Source organism: Flavobacterium orientale, assembly GCF_014638005.1.
GTDB lineage: Bacteria > Bacteroidota > Bacteroidia > Flavobacteriales > Flavobacteriaceae > Flavobacterium > Flavobacterium orientale.
Map to the genome: position 1 here is coordinate 66,589 of NZ_BMFG01000010.1, position 24,488 is coordinate 91,076.

The 24,488-nt window shown below is 33.4% G+C and carries 25 protein-coding genes; 11 read left to right on the plus strand and 14 right to left on the minus strand.

Annotated features, from left to right (window positions below):
• Window position 1: 1 nt before the first annotated feature.
• The 3 genes from IEV15_RS12250 to IEV15_RS12260 form a co-directional block, all read right to left on the minus strand.
• Window positions 2-535, minus strand: coding sequence for a DUF1573 domain-containing protein (locus IEV15_RS12250; protein WP_188362818.1), 534 nt, complete (start codon window positions 533-535; stop codon window positions 2-4).
• Between the two features lie 15 nt (window positions 536-550).
• Entirely contained in the window at window positions 551-1,495 is a 945-nt protein-coding gene (locus IEV15_RS12255; RefSeq protein WP_229734151.1) for a transcription antitermination protein NusB, read from the minus strand.
• A 77-nt stretch (window positions 1,496-1,572) separates the two neighbouring features.
• Complete coding sequence (locus tag IEV15_RS12260) at window positions 1,573-2,676, minus strand: Glu/Leu/Phe/Val dehydrogenase dimerization domain-containing protein (RefSeq protein ID WP_188362819.1); 1,104 nt, start codon at window positions 2,674-2,676, stop codon at window positions 1,573-1,575.
• A gap of 202 nt (window positions 2,677-2,878) precedes the next feature.
• Here IEV15_RS12260 and IEV15_RS12265 point away from each other — a divergent pair, with 202 nt between their 5' ends.
• Entirely contained in the window at window positions 2,879-4,639 is a 1,761-nt protein-coding gene (locus IEV15_RS12265; RefSeq protein ID WP_188362820.1) for an ABC transporter ATP-binding protein, read from the plus strand.
• A gap of 63 nt (window positions 4,640-4,702) precedes the next feature.
• Window positions 4,703-5,083, plus strand: coding sequence for a PUR family DNA/RNA-binding protein (locus tag IEV15_RS12270; protein WP_188362821.1), 381 nt, complete (start codon window positions 4,703-4,705; stop codon window positions 5,081-5,083).
• A 33-nt stretch (window positions 5,084-5,116) separates the two neighbouring features.
• On the opposite strand, the gene IEV15_RS12275 is transcribed toward IEV15_RS12270, so the two are convergent.
• Complete coding sequence (locus IEV15_RS12275; RefSeq protein ID WP_373282168.1) at window positions 5,117-5,449, minus strand: tRNA-binding protein; 333 nt, start codon at window positions 5,447-5,449, stop codon at window positions 5,117-5,119.
• Between the two features lie 99 nt (window positions 5,450-5,548).
• Between IEV15_RS12275 and IEV15_RS12280 the strand changes: the two genes are divergently transcribed.
• On the plus strand, window positions 5,549-6,106 hold the full coding sequence (locus IEV15_RS12280) for a thioredoxin family protein (RefSeq protein ID WP_188362822.1): 558 nt from the start codon (window positions 5,549-5,551) through the stop codon (window positions 6,104-6,106).
• 1 nt (window position 6,107) lies between these two features.
• Here IEV15_RS12280 and IEV15_RS12285 read toward each other — a convergent pair whose 3' ends face one another.
• On the minus strand, window positions 6,108-6,653 hold the full coding sequence (locus IEV15_RS12285; RefSeq protein WP_188362823.1) for a hypothetical protein: 546 nt from the start codon (window positions 6,651-6,653) through the stop codon (window positions 6,108-6,110).
• A gap of 136 nt (window positions 6,654-6,789) precedes the next feature.
• Window positions 6,790-7,722, minus strand: a complete 933-nt coding sequence (locus IEV15_RS12290) for a peptidylprolyl isomerase (protein WP_188362824.1) — start codon at window positions 7,720-7,722, stop codon at window positions 6,790-6,792.
• A 94-nt stretch (window positions 7,723-7,816) separates the two neighbouring features.
• Between IEV15_RS12290 and IEV15_RS12295 the strand changes: the two genes are divergently transcribed.
• The 5 genes from IEV15_RS12295 (at window position 7,817) to IEV15_RS12315 (ending at window position 11,733) form a co-directional block, all read left to right on the plus strand.
• Window positions 7,817-8,266, plus strand: a complete 450-nt coding sequence (locus IEV15_RS12295; protein ID WP_188362825.1) for a DUF1569 domain-containing protein — start codon at window positions 7,817-7,819, stop codon at window positions 8,264-8,266.
• Between the two features lie 493 nt (window positions 8,267-8,759).
• Window positions 8,760-9,437: a tRNA (guanosine(37)-N1)-methyltransferase TrmD gene (trmD, locus tag IEV15_RS12300; protein ID WP_188362826.1), complete on the plus strand. Its 678-nt coding sequence runs from the start codon at window positions 8,760-8,762 to the stop codon at window positions 9,435-9,437.
• Window positions 9,438-9,527: 90 nt separating this feature from the next.
• Complete coding sequence (locus tag IEV15_RS12305) at window positions 9,528-10,316, plus strand: HipA family kinase (RefSeq protein ID WP_188362827.1); 789 nt, start codon at window positions 9,528-9,530, stop codon at window positions 10,314-10,316.
• Window positions 10,294-10,677 (plus strand): DUF3037 domain-containing protein, encoded by a 384-nt coding sequence (locus IEV15_RS12310; RefSeq protein WP_188362828.1) that lies wholly within the window; start codon window positions 10,294-10,296, stop codon window positions 10,675-10,677. Before IEV15_RS12305 ends, IEV15_RS12310 begins: the two co-directional genes overlap by 23 nt.
• A gap of 42 nt (window positions 10,678-10,719) precedes the next feature.
• Entirely contained in the window at window positions 10,720-11,733 is a 1,014-nt protein-coding gene (locus tag IEV15_RS12315) for a Gfo/Idh/MocA family protein (protein WP_188362829.1), read from the plus strand.
• A gap of 97 nt (window positions 11,734-11,830) precedes the next feature.
• Here the strand turns inward: IEV15_RS12315 and IEV15_RS12320 are convergent, their stop codons facing one another.
• From IEV15_RS12320 to IEV15_RS12335, 4 genes are all read right to left on the minus strand, one after another.
• The gene (locus IEV15_RS12320; protein WP_188362830.1) at window positions 11,831-13,102 is read right to left on the minus strand and encodes an Lcl C-terminal domain-containing protein; all 1,272 of its coding nucleotides are present in this window, start codon (window positions 13,100-13,102) and stop codon (window positions 11,831-11,833) included.
• A gap of 67 nt (window positions 13,103-13,169) precedes the next feature.
• The gene (locus IEV15_RS12325; RefSeq protein ID WP_188362831.1) at window positions 13,170-14,579 is read right to left on the minus strand and encodes a hypothetical protein; all 1,410 of its coding nucleotides are present in this window, start codon (window positions 14,577-14,579) and stop codon (window positions 13,170-13,172) included.
• Entirely contained in the window at window positions 14,569-15,117 is a 549-nt protein-coding gene (locus IEV15_RS12330) for an RNA polymerase sigma factor (RefSeq protein ID WP_188362832.1), read from the minus strand. Before IEV15_RS12330 ends, IEV15_RS12325 begins: the two co-directional genes overlap by 11 nt.
• A gap of 112 nt (window positions 15,118-15,229) precedes the next feature.
• A complete protein-coding gene (locus IEV15_RS12335; RefSeq protein ID WP_188362833.1) occupies window positions 15,230-16,150 on the minus strand; it encodes a C1 family peptidase in 921 nt (306 codons plus the stop codon).
• A gap of 344 nt (window positions 16,151-16,494) precedes the next feature.
• On the opposite strand from IEV15_RS12335, the gene IEV15_RS12340 reads away from it, so the two are divergent.
• The 3 genes from IEV15_RS12340 to IEV15_RS12350 all read left to right on the plus strand — a co-directional run bounded on the left by IEV15_RS12340 (window position 16,495) and on the right by IEV15_RS12350 (window position 19,342).
• Window positions 16,495-17,436, plus strand: coding sequence for a tRNA dihydrouridine synthase (locus IEV15_RS12340; RefSeq protein ID WP_188362834.1), 942 nt, complete (start codon window positions 16,495-16,497; stop codon window positions 17,434-17,436).
• Window positions 17,437-17,583: 147 nt separating this feature from the next.
• The gene (locus IEV15_RS12345) at window positions 17,584-18,981 is read left to right on the plus strand and encodes a KAP family P-loop NTPase fold protein (RefSeq protein ID WP_188362835.1); all 1,398 of its coding nucleotides are present in this window, start codon (window positions 17,584-17,586) and stop codon (window positions 18,979-18,981) included.
• Window positions 18,982-19,060: 79 nt separating this feature from the next.
• Window positions 19,061-19,342: a hypothetical protein gene (locus IEV15_RS12350; protein WP_188362836.1), complete on the plus strand. Its 282-nt coding sequence runs from the start codon at window positions 19,061-19,063 to the stop codon at window positions 19,340-19,342.
• A gap of 106 nt (window positions 19,343-19,448) precedes the next feature.
• On the opposite strand, the gene IEV15_RS12355 is transcribed toward IEV15_RS12350, so the two are convergent.
• From IEV15_RS12355 to IEV15_RS12370, 4 genes are all read right to left on the minus strand, one after another.
• Window positions 19,449-20,612, minus strand: coding sequence for a ligand-binding sensor domain-containing protein (locus IEV15_RS12355; RefSeq protein WP_188362837.1), 1,164 nt, complete (start codon window positions 20,610-20,612; stop codon window positions 19,449-19,451).
• 72 nt (window positions 20,613-20,684) lie between these two features.
• Window positions 20,685-21,239: a hypothetical protein gene (locus tag IEV15_RS12360; protein WP_188362838.1), complete on the minus strand. Its 555-nt coding sequence runs from the start codon at window positions 21,237-21,239 to the stop codon at window positions 20,685-20,687.
• A gap of 93 nt (window positions 21,240-21,332) precedes the next feature.
• Entirely contained in the window at window positions 21,333-23,210 is a 1,878-nt protein-coding gene (locus IEV15_RS12365; protein WP_188362839.1) for a serine hydrolase domain-containing protein, read from the minus strand.
• A 42-nt stretch (window positions 23,211-23,252) separates the two neighbouring features.
• Window positions 23,253-24,362: a ligand-binding sensor domain-containing protein gene (locus tag IEV15_RS12370; protein WP_188362840.1), complete on the minus strand. Its 1,110-nt coding sequence runs from the start codon at window positions 24,360-24,362 to the stop codon at window positions 23,253-23,255.
• Between the last annotated feature and the right edge of the window lie 126 nt (window positions 24,363-24,488).

The window sequence follows — 24,488 nt, forward strand, 5'->3', positions numbered from 1 at the left end:
TTTATTGATTTTCTGTTGTTGATACTGGTTTTGGAATTACGTTAGCTTTGATAGTCAAAACGTCTGTTCCTTGTTGTGTGTTACAAGTAATTGTAACCGATTTTTGTTGCATTCCCGGTTTTCCGGTACTGTCAAAAGATACTTTTAATTTACCCGTTTTTCCTGGTTTGATTGGCTCTTTTGGATATTCAGGAACCGTACAACCACATGAGCCACTTGCGTTTGATATAATCAAATCGGCTTCTCCGGTATTGGTAAAGGTAAATGTTGTTTCCGGTTTTTCACCTTCTTTGATATCTCCAAAACTGTGTTCTTTTTTGTTTAAAGTCATCACCGGAAATTTCCCGTTTGATGGAGGAGGTGTTGTTGTAATTGTTGGTTGTTCCGGAGTTGCAGCTGTTGGTTGATCTCCAGCCGCTGTCATTTGAACATCGGTACTATTAGGGTCAATTCTTGAAAGTGCATCTTCCTTTTTGCAAGATGAAAGTACCACTGTAAAAAGAAGTAACATTGCGTAAATTACATTTTTTTTCATAGTCTTAGTTAATTATTAAAGTAATCCTCTTCCGGATTTGGTTAATTTATTTGTACGTTGAAAATCTTTGACTAAATTATCTAAAATTCCATTGATAAACAAACTACTTTTTGGAGTAGCATATTCTTTAGCCACCTCAAGATATTCATTGATTGTCACTTTGATTGGAATGGATGGAAAATGAAGAAATTCACAAATTGCCATTTTTAACATGATAGTATCCACCTCTGAAATTCTATCCGGGTCCCAATTTGGAGTTCTATCTATAAATTCTTTTGCCAATTCGTATTCGCGGAGTGCTGTTTTTCTGAAAAGTTGTATGGCAAATTCTTCATCTTCCTCATCTCTAAAAAGAGCCGGAACACTAAACGAACTCTCTTTGGTATGATCGATGGCTTTTAATTGTTTTAGAATAATGGTATTCACCAGAGGAATATCATCAACCCAAGTCAATCTGTGGTCCTCTAAAAATTCGTATAGTTTATCGTTAGGTGCAATTACTTCCGAAAACAAATCCATTACAAAACGTCTGTCTTCCTCAAAAGTATTGATTCGGTTGGACATATAAGTCTTGTAAACCACACTGTTTTTTGTGCTTTCCAATAACAAAAGGATATAATCATCATTCTGTTTCCAGTCGTTGATTTTTCGTTTTTCTACGGCATTGGCTATAGATTTATTTTCCGTTAAAAATTTTAAAACGATATTATCAACAAACTTGGTATTGGGGTCTTTTTCTTCTGCAGTTGCTAAGTGTTTTTTTCTGGAAATATCTAAAAACGTTTGCTCTTTCTCTCTAATTTCAATTAAAGTAGAAATCATCAACAAATACAAATCCTGAAGATTTTCCATACTGGCTATCAAAAACTTTTCGGTTTTCTGTAAATCATCAGAACCACTTTGATGCATTGCATATATAGTTTGCAAAACTTTTACTCGGATATGTCTTCTGTTTAACACTTTTAAGAACTTTTTTAAAATTAGTGACGCCTCTTAAAAAAAGGCGTCACAAAAATAACAATATTATATAGCAAAAACTATTTTGCCATTTCTTTTTTACGTTCGTTAATTCTATTTTGTGCTACTAACAAAGCTGCTTGGTGTGTAGTAAGCTTATTTTTAACTGCATAGTCAAAAATTTCAAGCGATGTGTTATAGATATTTTCCGTTCTACGTAAAGCTTCAGCTTTGTCATACTTTTCGATTTCTGCATAAACGTTGATAATTCCACCAGCATTAATTAAGAAATCCGGAGCATACAAAATACCTCTTTCCTGAAGAATTTTCCCGTGTACATTTTCATCAGCCAACTGATTATTAGCAGCTCCCGCAATAATGTCTGCCGTTATTTTGTAAACTGAACTATCATTAATTGTAGCTCCAAGTGCACATGGTGCATAAATATCTACTTCTGCGGTATACAAATCGTTTCCGGCATAAATTTTTACGCCATATTGAGCACTAACTTCATTCAATCGTTCTTGATTGATGTCGGCAATGATAACTTCTGCTCCTTCTTTAACCAAAAAATCAACTAAAGTTTCACCAACATGTCCAATTCCTTGAACCAAAACTTTTTTACCACGTAAACTGTCTGAACCATATTTGAATTTTGCTGCTGCTTTCATTCCCATATAAACGCCATATGCAGTTACAGGAGAAGGATTACCGGAACCACCTCTTGATTCAGAAATACCGGTTACATAAGGTGTAACATCATGAACGGTATCCATATCTTCGGTTTTCATTCCTACATCTTCCGCAGTAATATATTTTCCGCTTAGAGAATGAACAAACTCACCAAACTTACGCATTAACTCAGGTGTTTTTTGGGTTTTAGCATCGCCAATAATAACGGCTTTTCCTCCACCTAAATTCAAACCAGCTACTGCCGATTTAAATGTCATCCCTCTGGATAAACGCAATACATCATTTAATGCTTCCCATTCATTCGTGTAATTCCACATTCTTGTACCTCCTAATGCAGGTCCTAAAACTGTGTTATGAATACCAATAATTGCTTTCAATCCAGTATCTTTGTCATGACAAAAAACAATTTGCTCATGATTATCAAATGAAACCTGACCAAAAACCGGGTCCATTTTTTGAAGTTCTTTTTGTGAAACTACTTCTGCTATCATAGTAAAAAATTTAAGAGATAAAATTGCGACTTTATCAATAAGTCTACACAAAAATATAATTTAAATTAAGATTAAACAATTTAACGGCTATATTTTAGCAATATGTTAATAACTTAAGCTTATACACAAATTATACTCAATTACATTAAAACACAATTTTTAACAAATTGAAGCACATTAAAACAGTAATTACATTAAATTAATGAAGGAACTCAACTATTTAAATAAATATTTCGTAAAATACAAATACCGATTTTTGCTTGGGATTTTAATCACCATAGTCGCACAAATTTTTTCGTTGTTTACACCAAAATTGATTAGTCGCTCAATCAATATTATTGAAGAGTATACTACCAATCCGGAAGGTGATATATCCCTCGTAAAAAATGAATTATTTATAAGCTTGGCATTGATAATTGCAGCTACTTTAATTGCAGGATTCTTAACCTTTTTAATGCGTCAAACACTTATTGTTATGTCGCGTTATGTGGAATTTGATTTAAAAAATGAAGTATTTCAGCATTATGAAAAGTTGTCGCAAAACTTCTACAAACGAAACAGGACCGGTGATTTAATGAATCGTATTTCTGAAGATGTCGGAAAAGTGAGAATGTATGTTGGTCCGGCCGTGATGTATACCATCAACACCATTATCCGTTTTGGAATTGTAATACTATATATGTATAACGTTTCTCCAAAACTAACGCTGTATACCTTATTACCGTTACCGCTTCTCTCCTATTTTATTTATAAATTAAGTACAGAAATCAATAAACGTAGTACGCTTTATCAAGAAAACTTGTCTAATTTATCAAGCTTTTCACAAGAAATTTTTTCAGGTATTCGAGTAATTAAAGCTTACGCTCTCGAGAATCAAAACATTGATAAATTCAAAAATTTAGCACAGGAAAGTAGGGATAAAAACATGAACTTGGCGGTTGTCAATTCGCTTTTTGGTCCGTTGATGTTATTGTTAATTGGTTTGAGTAATTTAGTGGTTATCTATTTTGGCGGAATTATGTATATCAATGGCAGCATTGCCAGTATTGGTATCATCGCCGAATTTATATTGTATGTCAACATGCTAACATGGCCGGTGGCTTCCATTGGTTGGGTTTCGTCGTTGGTGCAAGAAGCCGAAGCCTCTCAAAAACGAATAAATGAATTTTTGAAAAGTGAGCCCGAAATACAAAACAACAATTCACAACCCTCAATAATCAACGGCTCAATTGCATTCAAGAATGTAAGTTACACTTATGAAGATACAGCCATAACAGCACTTAAAAATGTGTCATTTACTGTTGAAAAAGGAGAAACATTGGCTATTTTAGGAAAAACCGGTTCCGGAAAATCAACTATACTTTCATTAATTAGTAGGTTGTATGATATCAAAGAAGGAACTATTACACTTGATGGAAAACAACTCGATCAGGTGAATTTGGAAAGTTTAAGGGAAAGTATTGGCTTTGTGCCACAAGATGCCTATTTGTTTTCTGATTCTATAAAAAACAACATCAAATTTGGCAAAGAAGAAGCTACAGATGAAGAAGTGATTGAAGCAGCTAAACAAGCAAAAGTTCATAAGAATATTCAAAAATTCAAAAAGCAATATGAAACGGTTTTGGGCGAACGAGGTATAACGCTTTCCGGCGGACAAAAACAGCGGGTTTCTATTGCCAGAGCAATCATTAAAAATCCTCAAATATTACTTTTTGACGATTGTTTATCTGCCGTTGATACGGAAACGGAAGAGGGTATTTTACAAAATCTGTTTAAAATATGTGAAGATAAAACAACAATAATTGTTAGTCATCGCGTTTCGTCTGCAAAAAATGCAGACAAAATTATTGTGTTAGATGATGGAAAAATCATCGAACAAGGCACTCATAATCAATTGATAGACCAAAAAGGATATTATTATGAATTGTACATGAAACAACTTTCTGAAAAAGAATTAATGTAATTTTTTGTTTATTCATTTATTTTTTAGATTTTTGGTTAACACAAATTAATTGACAGAAAGATTATGAGAGAAAATGAAATGTTAGAAAAAGACGAAATTTTTTCTAAAGTTTTAAGAGCAGGAAGAAGAACTTATTTCTTCGATGTACGTTCAACAAAAGCGGATGACTACTACATCACCATTACTGAAAGTAAAAAATTTACAGAAGAAGATGGTTCATTCCATTTCAAAAAACACAAAATCTATTTATATAAAGAAGATTTTGCAGCGTTTAAAGAAATTCTTGACGAAATGACCACTTTTGTTTTAGAGAACAAAGGAGAAGAAGTAATCTCTGAAAGACATCAGAAAGACTTTAAAAAAGAATTCGCTTCTGATGAAGAACCAACTTCAGAAAACTCAACAAAATCAAGTTATACTGATATTGATTTTGACGATATCTAAAAAAGTATCCCCGAAAGTTTCGGGGATTTTTTTTTATCCTATTCGCAAACCATTGTCAACTTTACTATCAGGATGCAGCAATATCACATCCCCCTCATCACCTACTGCACCCAAAACTAAACATTCACTCATGAATTTTCCAATTTGCTTTTTGGGAAAATTTACAACCGCAACAATTTGTCTGTTTACTAATTCCTCTTTTGAATAGCGTTTTGTTATTTGTGCTGATGTTTTTAGAATCCCAAGAGAGGTTCCAAAATCGATATGCAATTGATAAGCCGGTTTTCGAGCTTCCGGAAAATCATTGACTTCCAATATGGTTCCAACACGCATTTCTACTTTTTCAAACGCTTCCCAAGTTAACATAATTGCTTCTTTTTATATTTGAAGTTAAATTTATAAAAAAAAGAAATTTAAAGTAAGTCCTTTTTCATAACTTTAGCATAAAATCAACCTGTTTTAAAAATGGCCAGAACCGAATCAAAAATGTTACCCCTTGGAACCTTTGCTCCAAAATTTAATTTAAAAGACACTAATTCGGCATTTCACAAAAGCTATGACGAAATTAAAGGCGAAAAAGGAATTTTAGTGATGTTTATTTGTAATCATTGTCCTTTTGTGCATCACGTTATGGAAGAAATCATCAGAGTTGCAAATGATTATAGAGTTCAAGGAATTGGTATTGTTGCCATTTCCAGTAACGATATTCAAATTCAACCTCTTGACAGTCCGGAATTGATGACCGAATTTGCCTTTGAAAACAATTTTGAATTTCCTTATTTGTATGATGAAACGCAAGAAGTTGCAAAAGCCTACGATGCTGCCTGTACGCCAGATTTCTTTTTGTTTGATGCGTCAGACAAATTGGTTTACAGAGGACAATTGGACGATTCAAGACCAGGAAACGGCATTCCGTTGAGCGGCAGTGATTTGAGAGGAGCCATTGATAGTTTGTTGTACAACCGCACTATCAATCCCAATCAAAAACCGAGTATTGGGTGCAATATTAAATGGAGAGAATAAACTATTTTTTGGTTAAATACACTTCAATTGGACGATTGGTTTTGGGACCAAATTGTTGAGCTTGGCGTTCATTTTCTGACGAACAAAGCACATACATATTAAAAGGATATAACTGAATTAATTGGGTTTGAAAACTTCCACCGTTTTCATCGCCATCGACATCTTCTACTTTTAAAAAATAATTTTCAGCGTTAAAAGTATTGGTAACAGAAAGTAAGTAATGTTCTTTGGCAAATGGAAAAAACCATCGGCTTTCGGTAGTGTCGGCATCAACTTTAGCTCCGTTTTTATCAATTTTATAATTCATTGAAAAAACCAAAGGTTCGTTTCGTTTTGTCCAACTCAATAGGTTATTTACATTGATGACTTCACGTCCTAAACTGTCGGCGATTGAAATGCGTAAATTTTTAATTGTTTCCGATTTGCCCACTTCATTTACTTTCACCACCAAATAGGAAGTAAAATCATAACCACAATGTTGACCGGTTATAACTTGTCCTTTAACGGAAAATGAAAACAAAAGCAAAAAGTATAAAAAATAACGCATAATTAAATGTAGACTGTAAAGTTACGAAAGCAAAAGTTATTCCAAAAAAAAACAAAGCATCATTTCTGAATACTTTGTTTTTTTTATAAAATTTTATATTATAGTGAGGTTAACCCATTACCTATTCTATTCTATTCTATTTTACATTCATCAATTCTACATCAAAAATCAAAGTCGCATCAGGTGGAATTACACCTCCGGCACCACGAGAACCGTAGCCCAAGAAAGATGGTATCACAAAACGAGCTTTGTCACCAACTTGTAACAATTGAATGCCTTCGTCCCAACCTTCAATAACCTGACCAATTCCTAAGGTAAAATCAATAGGTTGTTTTCTTTTGTAAGAAGAATCGAAAACCATTCCGTTTTCTAGCGAACCTGAATAATGAACCGAAACTGTTTTTCCTTTTTCAGCTTGTTTACCGTTTCCTTTTTGGATAAATTTATAACGTAAACCACTTTCTGTTTTTTCAAAACCGGCTGCTAATTTCTCTAATGCTTCTTCTGCTTTTTGTTTTTCTTCGGCAATTCTTTTTTCGCGAGAACCTTCAAAAGTTCTGAATGCTTCGATGGCATTCCATTTTTGAGCTTCCTCACCTACTCGAAGGATTTCTAAAGTTTCTAACACATCGCCTTGTGCAATAGCATCTACTATATCTTGACCTTCAACTACATTTCCAAAAACCGAATGCTTATTATCTAACCAAGGAGTTGCTACGTGCGTGATGAAAAATTGTGACCCGTTTGAACCCGGTCCTGCATTTGCCATAGACAAAACACCTGGTGTATCATGACGTAAATCAGGGTGAAATTCATCATCAAATTGATAACCCGGTCCACCTGTTCCTTGACCTTTTGGACAACCCCCTTGAATCATGAAATCTGAAATAACTCTGTGAAATTTTAATCCGTCATAATACGGTTTTCCCATTGGTTTAGCTTCGTTTTCTAATTGTCCTTCGGCTAAGCCAACAAAGTTTCCTACTGTTCCCGGTGTTTTATCGTGTGTCAATTTTACTAAAATGGTACCTTTTGTGGTATTGAATTTAGCGTATATTCCGTTTTCCATTGATTTGATTTATTTTAATTGAGGTGCAAATTTAAGATATTATTGTTGATTAACCTTAAAATTGTACTTTTGAATAACTCAAAAATTTAAAAAAATGGCTTCCATCTTTGATAAAAATGATAATGCAGTACTCATTAGCAGAATTACTGCTTTAACTCCCGAAACGCAACCTAGGTGGGGAAAAATGAATGTGGGTCAAATGCTTTCACATTGCCAAGCTCCTATTGATGTGGCTTTTGGAGATGTGAAATTAAAATCGAATATTGTTTTTTTACTGTTGGGAAGGATTTTTAAAAAGAAAATTCTGGCTGCCCCATTATTTAAGAAAAATGCGATGACCGAACCCAGTTTTATTAGAACCGGAGCTTACGATTTTGAGGAAACCAAAGCAGAATTAATCGCAAAAGTGAAACGTTTTGGGGAAGAAGGAACGGCTTGCATTATAGTTGAAAAACATCCTTTCTTTGGGAAAATGACTTTTGAAGAGTGGGATAATTTGCAATGGAAGCACTTAAATCATCATTTGAAACAATTTGGTGTGTGATTAAAATAAGGATAGCAATAATTTTCGTAAAAGTTTTCGTCGCATTAAAGTCGAAGTATCGTCGAAGTATCGTCGAAGTATCGTCGAAGTAATATCGAACTTGACCCGTCCTGAAGTGATTCATCGGAATGTTATTGTTGTACTATCATTAGCATAAAGTTTTAACAAAGGGTACCACAACTATGGCTTAGCTATGGGGTTTGTATGTCTTTGCCTACTAGTAAGGTTGCTTTGACCCGCCTTGAAATAACCCTCCCGATTATTAAATAAATCCTATTATCGTTATAATTGTTTATTTAATAGTAAAAATTATTATTATAATTCATCCCTCTTTTATTTGCTTTTTCAGATTGTCAATGCGTTTGATTGGCTGTTAAATACTAGCAATTTATCTAGTAGGAACTTCTAAAAAAGTCAAAATTATTCTTTATTGTTTAAAAGCAACTTCATTAAAAGTTAGTACTTTTACAAACTTAAATTTTGAACCAAAGCCATGCGAATTGATATCATTACTGTTTTACCCGAACTTTTGAAAAGTCCTTTTGAGGCGTCGATTTTGAAACGTGCTATCGATAAGGGTTTGGTGGAAGTTTATGTGCATAATTTGCGTGATTATACGACCAACAAGCAGAAAAGTGTGGACGATTATCAGTTTGGTGGTGGTGCCGGAATGGTGATGTCGATTCAGCCGATTGACGATTGCATAGCGAAATTGAAAAGCGAACGCGACTATGACGAGGTGATTTATATGTCTCCGGATGGTGAAACGCTGAATCAAAAAATGGCGAATTCGATGTCGATGTTGCAGAATATTATTATTCTTTGCGGACATTATAAAGGTGTTGACCAACGGGTTCGTGATCATTTTATTACGAAAGAAATTTCGATTGGTGATTATGTGCTTTCGGGTGGTGAATTGGGTGCGGCGGTTTTAAGTGATGCGATAATTCGGTTGATTCCCGGTGTTTTGAGTAATGAAACGTCGGCTTTGACAGATAGTTTTCAGGATAATTTGTTGTCAGGACCGATTTATACTCGTCCCGCAGAATACAAAGGTTGGAAAGTGCCTGATGTGCTGTTAAGCGGAAATTTTGCCGAAATTGATAAATGGCGGGAGAATCAAGCGTATGAGCATACGAAGAATAGACGGCCTGATTTATTGGAGGAGTAGTTTTCCGTTGTCTGTTGTCTGTTATCCGTTGTCTGTTATCCGTTGAGGCGGTTTAGTTTTCACTATCTTTGTTATTGAAATTCCAACTTTATGCACACCAATTTACGAACGGTAAATGTTACTCGCTACATCACTCCTTTACGTGAAGGGGGTTCTTTACCTGCTTTGGCCGAAGCCGATGATGATTTTAAGTATGTTTTAAAATTTCGTGGTGCAGGTCACGGAGTGAAAGCGTTGATTGCTGAATTTTTGGGTGGTCAAATTGCACAGTTTTTGGGTTTGCCTGTTCCTGAATTGGTTTTTGCATCACTTGACGAAGCTTTTGGAAGAACCGAAGGTGATGAGGAAATTCAGGATTTATTGCAAGGAAGTCAAGGTCTTAATTTAGGTTTGCATTTTCTTTCGGGAGCATTAACTTATGATGCTGCTGTGAATGATTGTGATGCCCTTTTAGCCTCCAAAATTGTTTGGTTAGATGCTTATATTACTAATGTTGACCGCACTTTTAAGAACACCAACTTATTGATTTGGAAAAAGGAACTTTGGTTAATTGATCACGGTGCTGCGTTTTATTTTCACCATTCGTGGGATAATTGGGAAACAACTGCGTTGACTCCGTTTGCATTGATTAAAGACCACGTTTTATTGCCTAAAGCCACTCGTTTGGAGGAAGTAAACACCAATTTTACAGCCAAATTAAACGATACTGTTTTACGTGAAATTGTAAATCAAATTCCGGAAGACTGGTTACTTTGGGAAAATCAAGCAATAACTCCGACTGAAATAAAAGAAGTTTATTTTCAATTTTTGTCCATTCGATTGGCCAATGCATCCGTATTTTTAAAACAAGCACAAGATGTCCGCACCACACTTATATGAGTACGCCGTAATCCGCGTTGTACCAAGGGTGGAACGTGAGGAATTTATTAATATTGGTTTGATGGTTTTTTGTAAACATCAAAAATATTTACGGATTCAGGTTGAAATTCCGGATGAAAAAATTCGTTTGCTAGCTACTGAATTTGATTTATCTCAACTAAAAATAAATGTAGACGCTTTTTTAAAAATCTGTTCAGGTAATAAAGACGGTGGTCCGATTGCGGCTTTTGATATGGCAGAGCGATTTAGATGGTTGACTGCCGTGAAGAGTTCGAGTTTACAAACTTCCAGACCACATTCGGGTTTGAGTGTTGATTTGGATGGTACTTTTGAACGATTGTATGCGGAGTTGGTGTTGTAAATGAATCTCAATTCTACCTTATAAAAACTAGAAAAACAGAATATGACTCCTATCAAAACGGCCCTTTTAGCCTACGGATTTTCCGGAAAGATTTTTCACGCTCCTTTTTTGGCTATGAATAAAGGTTTTGAATTGTATGCTGTTTTAGAACGCAATAATCAAAAAGCCAAGCAGGATTTTCCGGATGTGAAAAGTTATGCTACGCTAGAAGAACTTTTGGCTGATGATTCGATTGAATTGATAGTTGTGAATACGCCCAACAACACGCATTTTGAATTGGCTAAACAATGTTTGCAAACAAAAAAACACGTCTTGTTAGAAAAACCTGCAACAGCGACACCAGAAGAATTTTCGGAGTTAATGGAACTAGCCCAATCGGTGAACAAACAACTTTTAATTTATCAAAACCGACGATGGAGCAGTGATATTTGTGCTGCAAAAGAAATTATAAAATCGGGAAAATTAGGCGATATCATTGAAATTCACTTGCGTTTTGATCGCTTTCGCCCCGATATTAGTGCGAAAGCATTTAAAGAAAATGAATTGCCCGGAAGCGGCATTTTGTATGATTTAGGTTCGCATTTAATTGACCAAGCGATTTCCATTTTCGGTAAACCAAAAAAGCATTATGTGCAGAAAGGAATGTATCGAAATGGCACTTTGGTAGATGATTATGCGTTTGTGCATCTTTTGTTTGAAAATCAGGTGAATGCTTTTATAACTGTGAGCTTACACGTACTTGATGTTCTACCGGGAATTGTGATTCACGGCACAAAAGGAAGTTTCATCAAAGATTTTTGTGACGAACAAGAAAATCAGTTGATGGCAGGAATGGCTCCGAATCATCCTGATTTTGGATTGGAATTGGAAAGCAAAGAGGGAAAATTGACTTATGTTGATGAAAATAACAATGTGATTACAGAACAAATTCCTTCTCAAAAAGGAAATTTTAATGGTTTATTTGATGAAGTGTATGCGTGCATTCGTGAACACAAACCCTTTTCTGTCACAAATGAAGCTATTTTGGAACAAATCAAAATAGTAAGTACGGTTTAAGCTGTGATTATTTTTCTTTAAGCAATAAAAAAACATATAGCATCACACAAATAATAGAAGACCTTATTTGTGTGATGCTAGTCTTATTTAACTCTATTTAAAAATAAATACACTTTCGAGTTTTGGCAATCGTACTGTTTTTTGGAATCTCAACTAAAGTTCCGTCAGAGAAGTTGATTCCGAAAACGGTACTAGCAGATGCCTCTGTACTGCTCCAATAAATTGCGTCTGAGAAATCTCCCAATCCGTTTAAATGTGTGTTGTTGTATAGTAATTCTAACTCTTCAATAGTAGGAAGATGCCAGTTTCTGGGTGCGAAATCTGAAAGTAATGCCGATTTAGCAGTTAACGTACCATTATTGTCGTCACTACAAAGTAAAGGATTGCTAGCATAATTAATTCCTTCATGATAATTAGCGATTGCAACAGAATTCATCAAACCATCTCCAATTTCACTATTTTGAGCAAGCAAAACTGACGCATTACTACAGCCCCATTGTTCTTGAATTTGATCTTCGGCAGCAATTTCTAAATATTTCCAACCTTCATTATAATCCGTTTTTACATAGGTAATTATTCCTCCATTTGGACCTTCCTGTCCCAGTGAATAGCTACTTGTTGTACCACAAGATTTAATCAATTTGATGTTATTTCCGTTGTTTAAAGTTATTAAAACCGAACTAAAATCAGCTTTAAAATTAACATTCCAATACTGTGACACCGTTGAATTGCCTACTAAATATATATTTAAATGTAACTCTGAATTGATAAATAAAAAGACCCATGTTCCTATATACGTTTCATTTTGATAATGTAATTTAATACTACCATCAAAATTTGCTTCAAAAAAAGCACCTGCAAATTTGTTGTCAAAAAAACCGGAATGGTAAGGTATTTTCCAAACGCAGCTATTTCCATTTGCATCTGAAAATAAACCACTACAATAAGCAACAATATCGTCATGAGTGCAAAAATCAAGAGCAATTAACAATTCACTATTGTTTGAAATTGTAAACATGCCTCCCTCCGGCAAGGAAGCAACCAACGGATAACTTATTGATATACCATTGTTTTGGGGTAAATTTTCTAACAAAGAAATCAATTGATTACTTCCAAAAATTTGATGAACGGCAACCACGTCTGAAGAATCATTAACCTCTAAAATTGTAAAAGGATAAATAAATTCAATGCAAACAGAGCCTAAAGTAGTGTTTGAAAATTTTGCAACTCTTAAAAGAGCTTCCATAATTTCAGAATCATTTTGAATGAGTAAACTTTGGTCATATTTTAAATCTACCGGTTCGTTTTCACATGAAAAACTAAACCATGATAGGATAAAAAGGATTAAAAAACGTGATGCCTTTTTCATAATTTTTTTGATTTTATTTATTTGACAAACCTGTATTGTGCCTATTTTTCAACAATCGTAGTTTTACTTAATCAAAATAAAAAGTCAGACCACTTTTAAGTAAAAATGAATACGATTTTAATTCTGTAAATTGATAACCCAGTGAAGGATTAATAAATATTTTAGTATTTTTTGTCAACGGATAAGATGATAGTACACCCAGATTAGCACTAAAAATCAACGAATCAAAAGTTGAGAGACTTCCTATTTTTAAACTGTTTCGATTTGAGTCTACTGCCTTTACTTGATTTTGTGACATCATAATAAATCCAAAACCGCCCAATCCATCTACTGTAAATTTGTTATCAAAAAATCGGTATCTCACATCAAATAGCAATTCATTAAAAGTCAGTTCGGTCACCAAATCTATTTCTTGCTCGTTGGGAAAATTTTCTGCAATAGTTTGATTCGTTATTCCTCTGTTTAATTGAAGATTGGAGAATTGATTGAATAAAGTAACATTATTTGATGCGTCATATATTGAAATGTTGTTTGTGGTCACCTCAACTTTTGAATGCACTAATCCGATTCTCATTCCAAATTTTTCTGAAGAATCAATATTGAAATACCCTCCAAAACTCCATGACATTTTTGACTCCTCTTTATTTTTATCTCTATTTTTATCCAAAATTGAACTATTAGCAACTGTTCCAAAAAATGTTGGAGCTGCAAAAAGTGAAATAGACCAATTTCTTTTATGAATACTACTACTGTCTTTTGTTTTTTCTTTTTCTATTTCTTTTTTAATTTCAGTTGGTTTATTCACTAATTCTGTTACCAATGAATCTGTTGGTGATGCATCTAAAATCGTCTCTTCTGAAATTTTACTATTTTTAAAAGCATAGGATTCCGAATTATCACTATTGGCATCTGAATTATTTTTATCGTTTGCTACCGATTTTGATTCCTTTTTGTAATTACTACTTGCCACGTTTTTTTTGCTATTGCTGTTTGTGTTATTGTTTTTGCTTGCAATAGAATTAGTACCGCTTTTTTTGCTAAACGCGTTTGTTTTTGTTTGGCTATTTTCATTTTTATGAAAATCAATACTTACTTGATTGGTAGTATTTAAAGTAGTTGATTCGTTCAACGTGTTGTTTGAATTTGAGTTTTCTCTCTCTTCAACTGTACGATTACTTTTTTCAGATTCAGAAATTATTTCGTTCTGATTCCTTTTAAAATTTTCATTTGAATTATTGACCGGTGAAGTAATTTCCTTTTCATTCCCCGTTGTTGTTCCGGATAAAAAGTGATACCCAAAAAAAGTCAAAAGCAATGTTCCAACCCCAATACTTATAAAAAGAAATGGAAGCACTCTTCTTTTCTTTTTAGAATTTAAAGTGGTTTCAATTTTATTCCAAACTTCAATTCTTGGTTCCTTATCTAATTTTGACAAAGAATCTTTGATGTGTTTTTCAAATTTCTGATTAGATTCCATTTGCTACTTTTTTAGTGCTGTTTTTTTCGGTCAATCGCAACCTCAATATTGCTTTTGCTCTATGTAAATTAGATTTTGAAGTGCTTTCAGAAATAGAAAGCATGCTCGCAATTTCTTTGTGTGAATAGTTATCCAACTCATACAAACTAAAAACCATTTGATATTGATTGGGGAGTTCTTGAATTGAAGTTAAAATATCTTCTAATGAATTAGAGTACGTCACCATTTCATTTTCTTCTTCTGCCAGCCCTACCGTTTTTTCAATGCTATCAGTGTATGGTTTTGTTTTAAAATGAGTTATAGCTTTGTTTATCACAATTCTTTTCATCCAACCCTCAAAACTACCTTTGAACTTATACGTATGAATTGATGTAAGAATATCGATAAAAGCATCGTGTAATAAATCTTCTGCTTCTTCATAATTACCTGAATATTTAAGGCAACTTTGAAACAAAATTTTATTAAAGTTATCGTAAAGCTCTTTTTGAGCTTCCCGTTTTTGTTTTACACATCCTGCTATTATCTCGTTTAAATTCAAAGTGGTTTATTGTTTTTGTAAACGTAAATACATTATTTTAATAAGTAAAGCTTTAGTAGTTTATATTTAGTAGTTTCAAAAAAGGGTAAAAGGTTGCGTCAATTTAAATATATTAAAAATCATACACCACAATTGCTTTATTAATAACTTTAAAACTATAGTTGGGGTTCAGCACCTCATCAAAAGCTTTATAATCTATCCAAACAAATCCATCATCACCCCACGTTTCTCCCCATGAGTTAACAACTTTAAACGCATTGTATACGTCAGAGTAACCCACTACCAACATCGCGTGGCATCCTCCTTTTAGGGTTGGATCAACAGCATGTTCTCTATAAGCTGTTAGTCCTAAACTGTCAATTTTTCCAAAGTTTTTTGTTAAAAAAGCACTTATCAAAATTGGTGTTTGATCATGTATTAAAGTTTTCATTTCTAGCACCATATTTACACCACTTAAATATTTATAACCACTTATTTTATTTGGTTCAGCTAAACTATTTTGCAAAGCAGTTGGTTGTGAGCTACAGGTAAAATCAAAATATGGAAATTCATCAATTGTGACTGCTCCTTTTTCTTGTAAAATTTCAAGAGTACTTTCAAATGTAGTGCCCCCACAGATTCCTTGGGTAATTTGATTGTAAGTGTAGGATGGACTCATTATCCGATTTGGATTGTATTCTAAACCCGATTCGATTCTCTCTTGAAACGATTTTAAATAGTAAGTAGTTGCCCATGAAGTACATGAGCCTTGCTGCCCTTGATTTCCAATTGGAGGCAAAAATTGCGATAAATCTAAACTTGGTGGTAAATTATTTGGTATGTCCAAATCGATAACGGTATTAGAATTGTCTACTGAATAATTACCGTCATTGCAACCTAAATCTATTAATCCTGTAAAATAGATAGTACCATCATCGGCTACAAATTGATTTTTGGGTAACTCTTCAACAAATAAATTATCATCATAGTCGTCGATACAAGATAATGTAAATAGGAATGAGCAAAATAGGACTAGTTTAAGAATTTTCTTCATGATTTTTTATCTACTTTTAATTACGTTTGAAAATAGTATTGAAGGCAACTGTAAGGTGAAAAAATTATTCTCAGGAATCCGCAACTTTACCTGTAATTCAACCCTGAAGTTCCTATTCAACTTTGTTTATACTAGATAGTATTCCATTTCAAAAAAGGTTGCGTGAATTTTAAAAATAAAAAATAATCATCTAAAAATTAAAATTTAAAAGTCATCATCTAGCATCCAAAAGTTAGTAAACGATGAAAAATCACATCTAAAAATCAATAGCGAAGTTTTGGGATTTTTTAGTTTCATTAAACAACCAATTCCTTTTCTCTTATCTTTACCGTTCAAATTAAAACATGAGTCCTACCCTACTTTCATCGCCGTTGCAAGGTTTTACCGATTTCCGATTTCGGAATGCGTTTCATAAATTCTTTGGTGGCATTGATACATTTTATGCACCTTATATTCGCTTGGACGGCAAATTGGTGATCAAAAATTCGTACCAACGCGATTTGCAACCGGAAAACAATATGGTGTCCGAATTAATTCCGCAAGTAATGACCAATGATGCCGATGAGTTTTTGTTTGTGGTGAAATACATTCAAGAGTTGGGTTACAAAGAACTGAATTGGAATTTAGGTTGTCCGTATCCGATGGTCACCAAAAAAGGAATGGGTTCCGGACTAATTTGCGAACCGCAACGCATTGACCATATTTTAAACCGCGTTCACAACGAAACCGATGTCATTGTTTCCATGAAAATGCGAATGGGCTACGAACATCCCGAAGAAATTTTAGATGTCTTTCCGATTTTGGATCAATATCCCATTAAAAATATCGCTATTCACGCCCGAATTGGTAAGCAATTGTATAACGGCGGTGTAAATTTAGAAGCCTTTCAACGCTGTACTGAAAACACCAAACATAAATTATATTACAACGGCGACATTACTTCGGTAGCCAAGTTCAGTGAAATGCAAGCACGTTTCCCGAGTATTGATCATTTTATGATTGGTCGCGGTTTAATTGCCGACCCGTTTTTGCCAAGTATGATTAAAAACAACACGACAGAATACCCAACCAACCGCTGGCAAATTTTCAAGGAATTTCACGACACGATTTACCAAGAATACGATGCCGCTCTTTCCGGCCCCACACCTATCAAAATGAAAATGCTTGGTTTTTGGGAATACTTTTCCACTTCGTTCTCCAACCCACAAAAGACGTTGAAAAAGATTAAAAAAGCTCAAAATCCGAGAAGTTATGTGGAAGCGGTGAAGGAGATTTTTGGTGGGTAGAGGTAGGGTTTTGATTTGTTTTTTTGATTATATTTGGAAACTTAAGTACAAAATATAATGTGAATTTATAATAATTTTGGGCTTATAGTGAATTATTGTTAAATCTTTTTCTAGTTAACAACAATCTTAATTTAAAACTAATTTTAAATGAATATAAGACACCATGAAATTGAAATTGATCCACAGAATCCTTTTTCTAATTGTAAACTAGGCAGACAAAAATACTCAGTTGTTTTAACTAACATTATTAATTCATATCCTTTTGGTTTTGTATTAGCTCTAAACAACAAATGGGGAGCTGGTAAAACTACGTTTATAAAAATGTGGGAACAAGATTTAAAAAATAACTATTTCCAAACTCTTTATTTCAATGCCTGGGAAAACGATTTTGAGAACAATCCCCTTATTGCATTAATGGGAGAATTAAAAACAATTACTAATGAAGATACAGAGAATAAATTTAAAAAAACTCTCAAGAATGCGGCAATTTTATCTAAAAACATTGCACCTATAATTGTAAAAGCCATTGCTGATAAATATATAAATACTGAAGGTATTAAAGAAGCTATAATTGGAGTTTCAAAAGGTTTAGCTGACGTTTTTGAAAATGAAGTCAATGAATATGAAATAAAGAAAAAAAGTATTTCTGATTTTAAGAAAAGTTTATCAGAATTTATAGCAAACACCAATAAAGGAAAACCTCTAATATTTATTATTGACGAGTTAGATAGATGTCGCCCTAATTATGCAGTTTCAGTGTTAGAGCAAATTAAACATTTTTTTTCCGTTCCAAATATTGTTTTTATTTTATCAATTGATAAAGAACAGCTAGGAAACGCAATTAGAGGAGTTTATGGTAGTGAACATATAGATGCAAACGAATATTTAAGAAGGTTTATCGATATAGAATATTCTATACCAGAACCAGAAGCAAACGTTTTTTATAAATATTTATATGATTATTTTCAATTTGATACTTTTTTCAATTCTCCAAATATGTTGAAATCAGATAGAACAGATTTTTCTGAAACATGTAAACTTCTATTTACAAATGCCAATGTTCCATTAAGGCAACAAGAAAAAATATTTGCTCATTCAAGATTAGCTATAAGAAGTTTTACATCAAACATGTCCGTAACTCCCCATATTTTTATGTTGCTAACTTTCTTAAAAATTAGAGACAATGAATTTTATGAAGAACTAAAGAGTAAAAAACTAACCATAATTGAATTGCAGAAGAAATTTTTAAATATTATTAAAAATAATATAAATAAAGAAACTGAATTACAACTTATGTGGCTTGAAATTTCACTCATAAATGTTTACAATAATTTTAAACAAGATAGTTATAATCGACAAAAATTATTTGAAAGAGAAACTTTAACAGGAGAATATAAAGCATTAATTAGTTCATTAATAAAAGAAAATTCAGAAGATCATGTTTTACATTTTTTAATGAAAATAAACAGAGGATATGGTGAGGGTGACTTAAATTTGTCACATTTTACAAATAGAATCGACTTATTAGAAGATATGAAAACATAATCCTGCTCTGCTAACTTCTTTGACTTCACAACAAATAACATTAACAAGCTTTTTTAAATAATCAATTCAAAAGTTACCAATGAAAAAAAGTAAAACCTTAAAATGGATTTTTATTGTTTTAGGAGCTATTTTAATGGTTGTACTAAGTTTTACTTTACTCTATAAATTATTAATTCCCGACGTTTGTTATTACCACACACATGAAATGAACTCATTTATGAGTCTTTTTTATAGTGCCGGACCAGAAGATAATGGACATCCTGCTCCTAATTTTACAAATTTTTTAATTTCATTTGTTTTTGGCGGAATTTTAGGATATGCTTTGTATAAACTGACAACCCCGCTCCGCAAAAAGTTCTAAGAACGCTCCTCAAACGTCTCTGACTTTGCGGTTTTTTTATAAATCAAACGACTGGGGAAGTTGTAAAACGAAATCAATAATTTAGAAAAAATTGTCAAACCCCTACTTAGCGGCCGCTTTTATTTTTTACTTTAAACTTTTCAAACTTATTTCCGTTTTGTTTGTAAACGCCATCATTATCTGTTCCTAACCACAGAATACCTTTTTTGTCTTGGTAGATTGAAACTAGTAAAACATCTTCTATTTTACTATAGATTTCAAACTTTGATAGTGTTTTTCCATCATATTTCCAGACACCACCGCTATAGGTTGCCATCCATAAATTTCCTTTATTATCTGATAATCCGGAATTGAAATAGTGAGGATGGTCTTTTTCAATTCCCTTTAATTTTTTATACGCTGATCCGCTTGCTTCGATTTTATATTTGCTTTTAAAATTGCTCAACCAAAAATACCCATCTTTGTCTTGAATTATTGAGCGAACTGCTGGAACTCTTCCATCTGGAAGTGTGGAAAGTTCTTTTTCATCAAACCACAAAAACGATTTTCCATCGTATCGAAAAGCACCTGCTATAAACGTTCCAAACCAAATATTTCCGTCTTTGTCTTTATTTACGCCATAAACCGAATAAGGATTATTGCGATTAAAAGGACTGATTAACGTGTCAATTCCAAACGCTTTTTTTAAATCTTGTCGTGGCAATTTTAATTCAAATAGTGAATCACCATCATAACGATATAAATCGTTTGCATTGTAGAAACCAAACCACAAATCATTCGGTTCAAGTTTCCATTGATTATGAGCCGATCTTATTACTTTTAAAGTGGTAAATTGTTTACCGTCAAACTTGCTTATTCCTTTGTGTGTTTCGATGTAAATATTTCCGTCAGCATCTTCTTGAATACCACGTATTGAATCGTTCACTAATCCGTCTACAGTTGTATATTGTTTCAACTCTTTTCCGTCTAAATGATAGATACCTTTTCCATCACTTCCAAACCAGTACTTTCCTTTTGAGTCTTGAAATATTCTCCAAATTTTAGTATGAAGTTCAGAAGCTGATTTACCGATTTCTAACGTTCCTGCTTTAGTCTGTTTTTGTTCAGATTTCTTTTCATTAGCAGAGAGTGGCTTTGGAATTGACTTTTTAGGAGTTTCCGTTTTAATTTCACGATTAGCAACCCAGTCGTTATTGAACTGAGTTAAGCTAAGCACCAGTCCGCCAACTAATACCAACATTAAGATAAGTATAGAAAAGATTTTTTTCATATTATTTATTGATTTAACGAATGCATTATAACGACTGAGAACTTACAACAGACAACTGATAACCGACAACAGTTAACACCCATCCATCTTCACACTCAACTTTCCATCCACATACGAAAGTATAAACGGAATTTTTTCCAATGAACATCGCGGTTCTATCGTAAATTGGATATAGCCATAGACTTCAAAATTTTCTTTAGAAAGTACTTTTAACGATTGTTTGTAATGTGTGTTGTCTCGAACCAATTTTGCAAAACCTTCGTTTTCATCTACTTTTGATAAAGGGGTTTCCATGATGGCTCCATTAGTTTGTAGCTGTTGCGGTTCAGTAAGTACAATCGTAAATTTTCCTGTAAAAGAACCGGGTTCTGTTGGCGAAACAAAATAGCTATTATTCTTTAAATTCATTTGAATGGAAAGTAAATGTTCCTTGTTGCTTTGTTTGTCAACGCGAACGATAGCGGTGTAAAGCGGATCTTCACGCACAACATCATCGCTAAAATGAGTTTGCCCAACATACACGCTGTCAACCGCTGTGGTGTTTTGAGCAATGTCTTGTGAGTTGACTTCCGCACAATTATAATTGAACGAAAGAAGGATTAAGCCAAAAAATAAATTGTTGTTCATGATTGATGATTTTAAAAATTAATAGTTGAATTTATTTTTGTCTCTGTTTTAGCGGATAAATTTTACCTTATTTGTCTTCATTAAGAACAAATGCTATATTTTCTTGAAATTGAATTTTCCAAACATGACAAAAGTGATTTGATTTTTATTTTTGAAATTGAATTCTAAAGAGGCACCGTCATCAATATTGATAAACTTTGAATCACCTACCGGATGCATTCTAAATTTGTAACCTTTATCGATAGCATACAATTCGCCCATTTCATATACTATTTCTATTTTCCAATCTCTACTTTCATCGATAATTGTGTAATTCCCAACAAGCAGTTTTACTTGTTCCATTGGGGTTTTTATTTTCAAAGCATCCGTATCTATTCCTAAATCATGTAGCACTTTTAAACCACTTTCGTTAGTTGGGTTGAAAATCACTGATTTCTTATAATTTTCGATCGCAGCTTCTTTTTTGCCCAACGACATTAAAGCTTCACCATAACTATCATAAGCATTAAAAGAATTTGGAAATGCATTTACATTCAATTGAAAAACAAAAGCAGCAGCTTCCTTCATACCGGAATTTAAAAGATCATAACCCGCAAGATTCATTTCATTTTCGTTATGATAATAGTTTACAGAATCTTTTACTTGTTGATGGAATAGTTTTGCTTCTGCAAGTCCATTTTCAATGATATTGCTTTGCAATGAATAGGCCAGCGACTTTTTAGGTAGGTCATACGGTTTTCCATAAAGTATCCCTCCAATAGACTTGCTCATGTAGTGCAATGGTGCATTACTTACATTGCTTAATAGTATAATCGTTGACTTATCTCCGGGAATTCTTGTGATCAAGGAATTAAATCCATTAATCACACCACTGTGATTATACACTTCAATAAGTTCATTTGAATTTCCTTTTGCCATGTCACCAATTTCCCAACCATATCCATAATGTCTGCCATAAAATGGGATATGTTTTGCAAAGATTAAATCCATATATTTTTTTGGAAGCAATTTCTCTGTATACAAGGCTTGATCCCAAAGCAATAAGTCTTCCACTGATGAATACATTCCGCCGGCAGAGTAAGCAATTGACATATCAATATAACTTGTATTATGATAACTAATGCCAAACTTATCATATCCGCTGGCTTTATTCTTTAACACTTTACCGGTTTGTTCAAAACCTGTATTGTCCATGTTAAGAGGCAACAGTATTTTTTCATTCAATACTGTCTCAAGCGTTTTACCTGTTACTTTTTCTATAATAATTCCCAGCAACACATATCCCGAATTACTATAGTCGTGTTTTTCTCCCGGTGTAAATAATAGTGTTGAATCAGCAAATAATGTAACAATCTCTGCAGGCTTCATTGATTTATTCATAACATCCCTGTAATTAGGGAACGAGGTATAATTTGGAATACCGGCAGTATGTGTAAGCAAATGATGTATTGTTATCTTTTCTGCGTTTGGATAATCAGGTAGATAATTAGAAATAGGAACATTTAAATCTAACTTTTTTTCAACTACGAGTTGCATGATTAACATGGCTGTAAATTGTTTTGTAACAGAAGCCAAGCGAAGTTTTGTATCGGGTTGATTTAGAATATTCCAATCAAAATTAGCCATGCCGAATCCATTTTTGTAGAGAAGTTTTCCATTCTCAGCGACGAGTATTGTTCCGTTAAATTGACCGTATTGAGCAAAAGTAGCTACGAGTTGATCTATTTTTTGTATTTTAAGATTATCTTCAATTGAAAGTGATTTTCCATTTTCTTTCAAAGTCCTTTCCGAAGTTCCGAACCAACTATTTTCGTTGCTATCTTGAACTATTTTTCTTGGGATAAAACTTATCTTCTCATTATCATCTACATTAAAAGATAAAGGAGTAAAATTATTAGTATTGACTTGTCCAAAAGCTCTGCCAAAAAAAAGACACGCTACTAGATGAATTAAAAGGAATTTAGCTTTCATGATTAATAATTTTAAAGTCAATTAGTTAAAGATTTTTTACCGTTACCACGGTCCGTTTCTAGTAACATTCACAAAGGCATTGTTTTCAAAACGATACGCTCCTTTAAACCCAACAAACCAAAGTCGCTGTTGTCGGTCTTGATAAATTTGAAAAGGGAAAGGTGAAAAATTACCCTCTTGCTTTTGTTGGTCTTGGTTAACTTCAAAGGGCAATACTGTATAATCGCTTGCTTTAATTTTAGCTTCAATTTTCTGAAATGTTTTGCCGTTATAATTATAGATATCACGCTTATACGCAATAAACCAAATCGTACCGGTTTTGTCTTCAAAAATACAGCCTACTCCTTCATCCTTACCCAATAACTTTTCGGTGATACTTTTAAACGTAGTCCCATCGTAGAGAAAAAGTCCGTTTACGGTTGAAATCCAATACGTTCCATCTGCTCTTTCAATAATTCGATTTACAAAATTGGAAAGCGATTGGTCTTTCGCTGAAATGTTCGTTAATGTATTTCCGTCAAACCTATACGCTCCGCCATTGGTGGCAAACCACATATGGCCTTTGCTGTCTTCAGTAATGGCGTGTATCATTTTGGAAGTGCTAACTCCAAAGTTTGGATTTACTTTTCCTTCCGGAATTTCAAACGGTGTAAATGCTTTGCCATCAAAAGTAAAGACACCATGAGTAGTTCCAACCCAAAGCGTTCCTTTTGAGTCCATTAGCATGCTCCAAAGTCCGCCAGTTGTCAGAATATCTTTTTCATGATAATTGGTAAAATACGTTCCGTCATATTTCGCAATTCCACCGCCATAACCAATCCAAATCGCACCATCTTTGTCTTCGAGTATAACATGTACCGTTACTCCCTGACCAGTACGATTTTTAATATCAAAATAAACAAGTCCATTTTTGTCTTTTCGACCGAGTCCGTTTTGTGTTCCAAACCAAAAATTTCCCTTACTATCTTGAAAAACAGTTCGAACCACGCCACTGATTTGGTTTCCTTGGTAGTCTTTATCGTGGACATCAACCCTAAACTCGGGTAAAGTTTCCGCTTTTAAACTTATACTATCAGCATGTATTTTCGTTTGTTCGGGTATAAAATTTAATTGTGAGGCATTATTTTCATTTTGTCCGGCACACGATGTCATAAACAATGCATATATTGAAAGACAAAATGTTTTTATACTACGATTATGTAATTGGAAGTATTTCATTATTGATTTCATAATTATTATAAAGTTGTATGTAAGATAAAGTTGCTTCATCCAAACAAA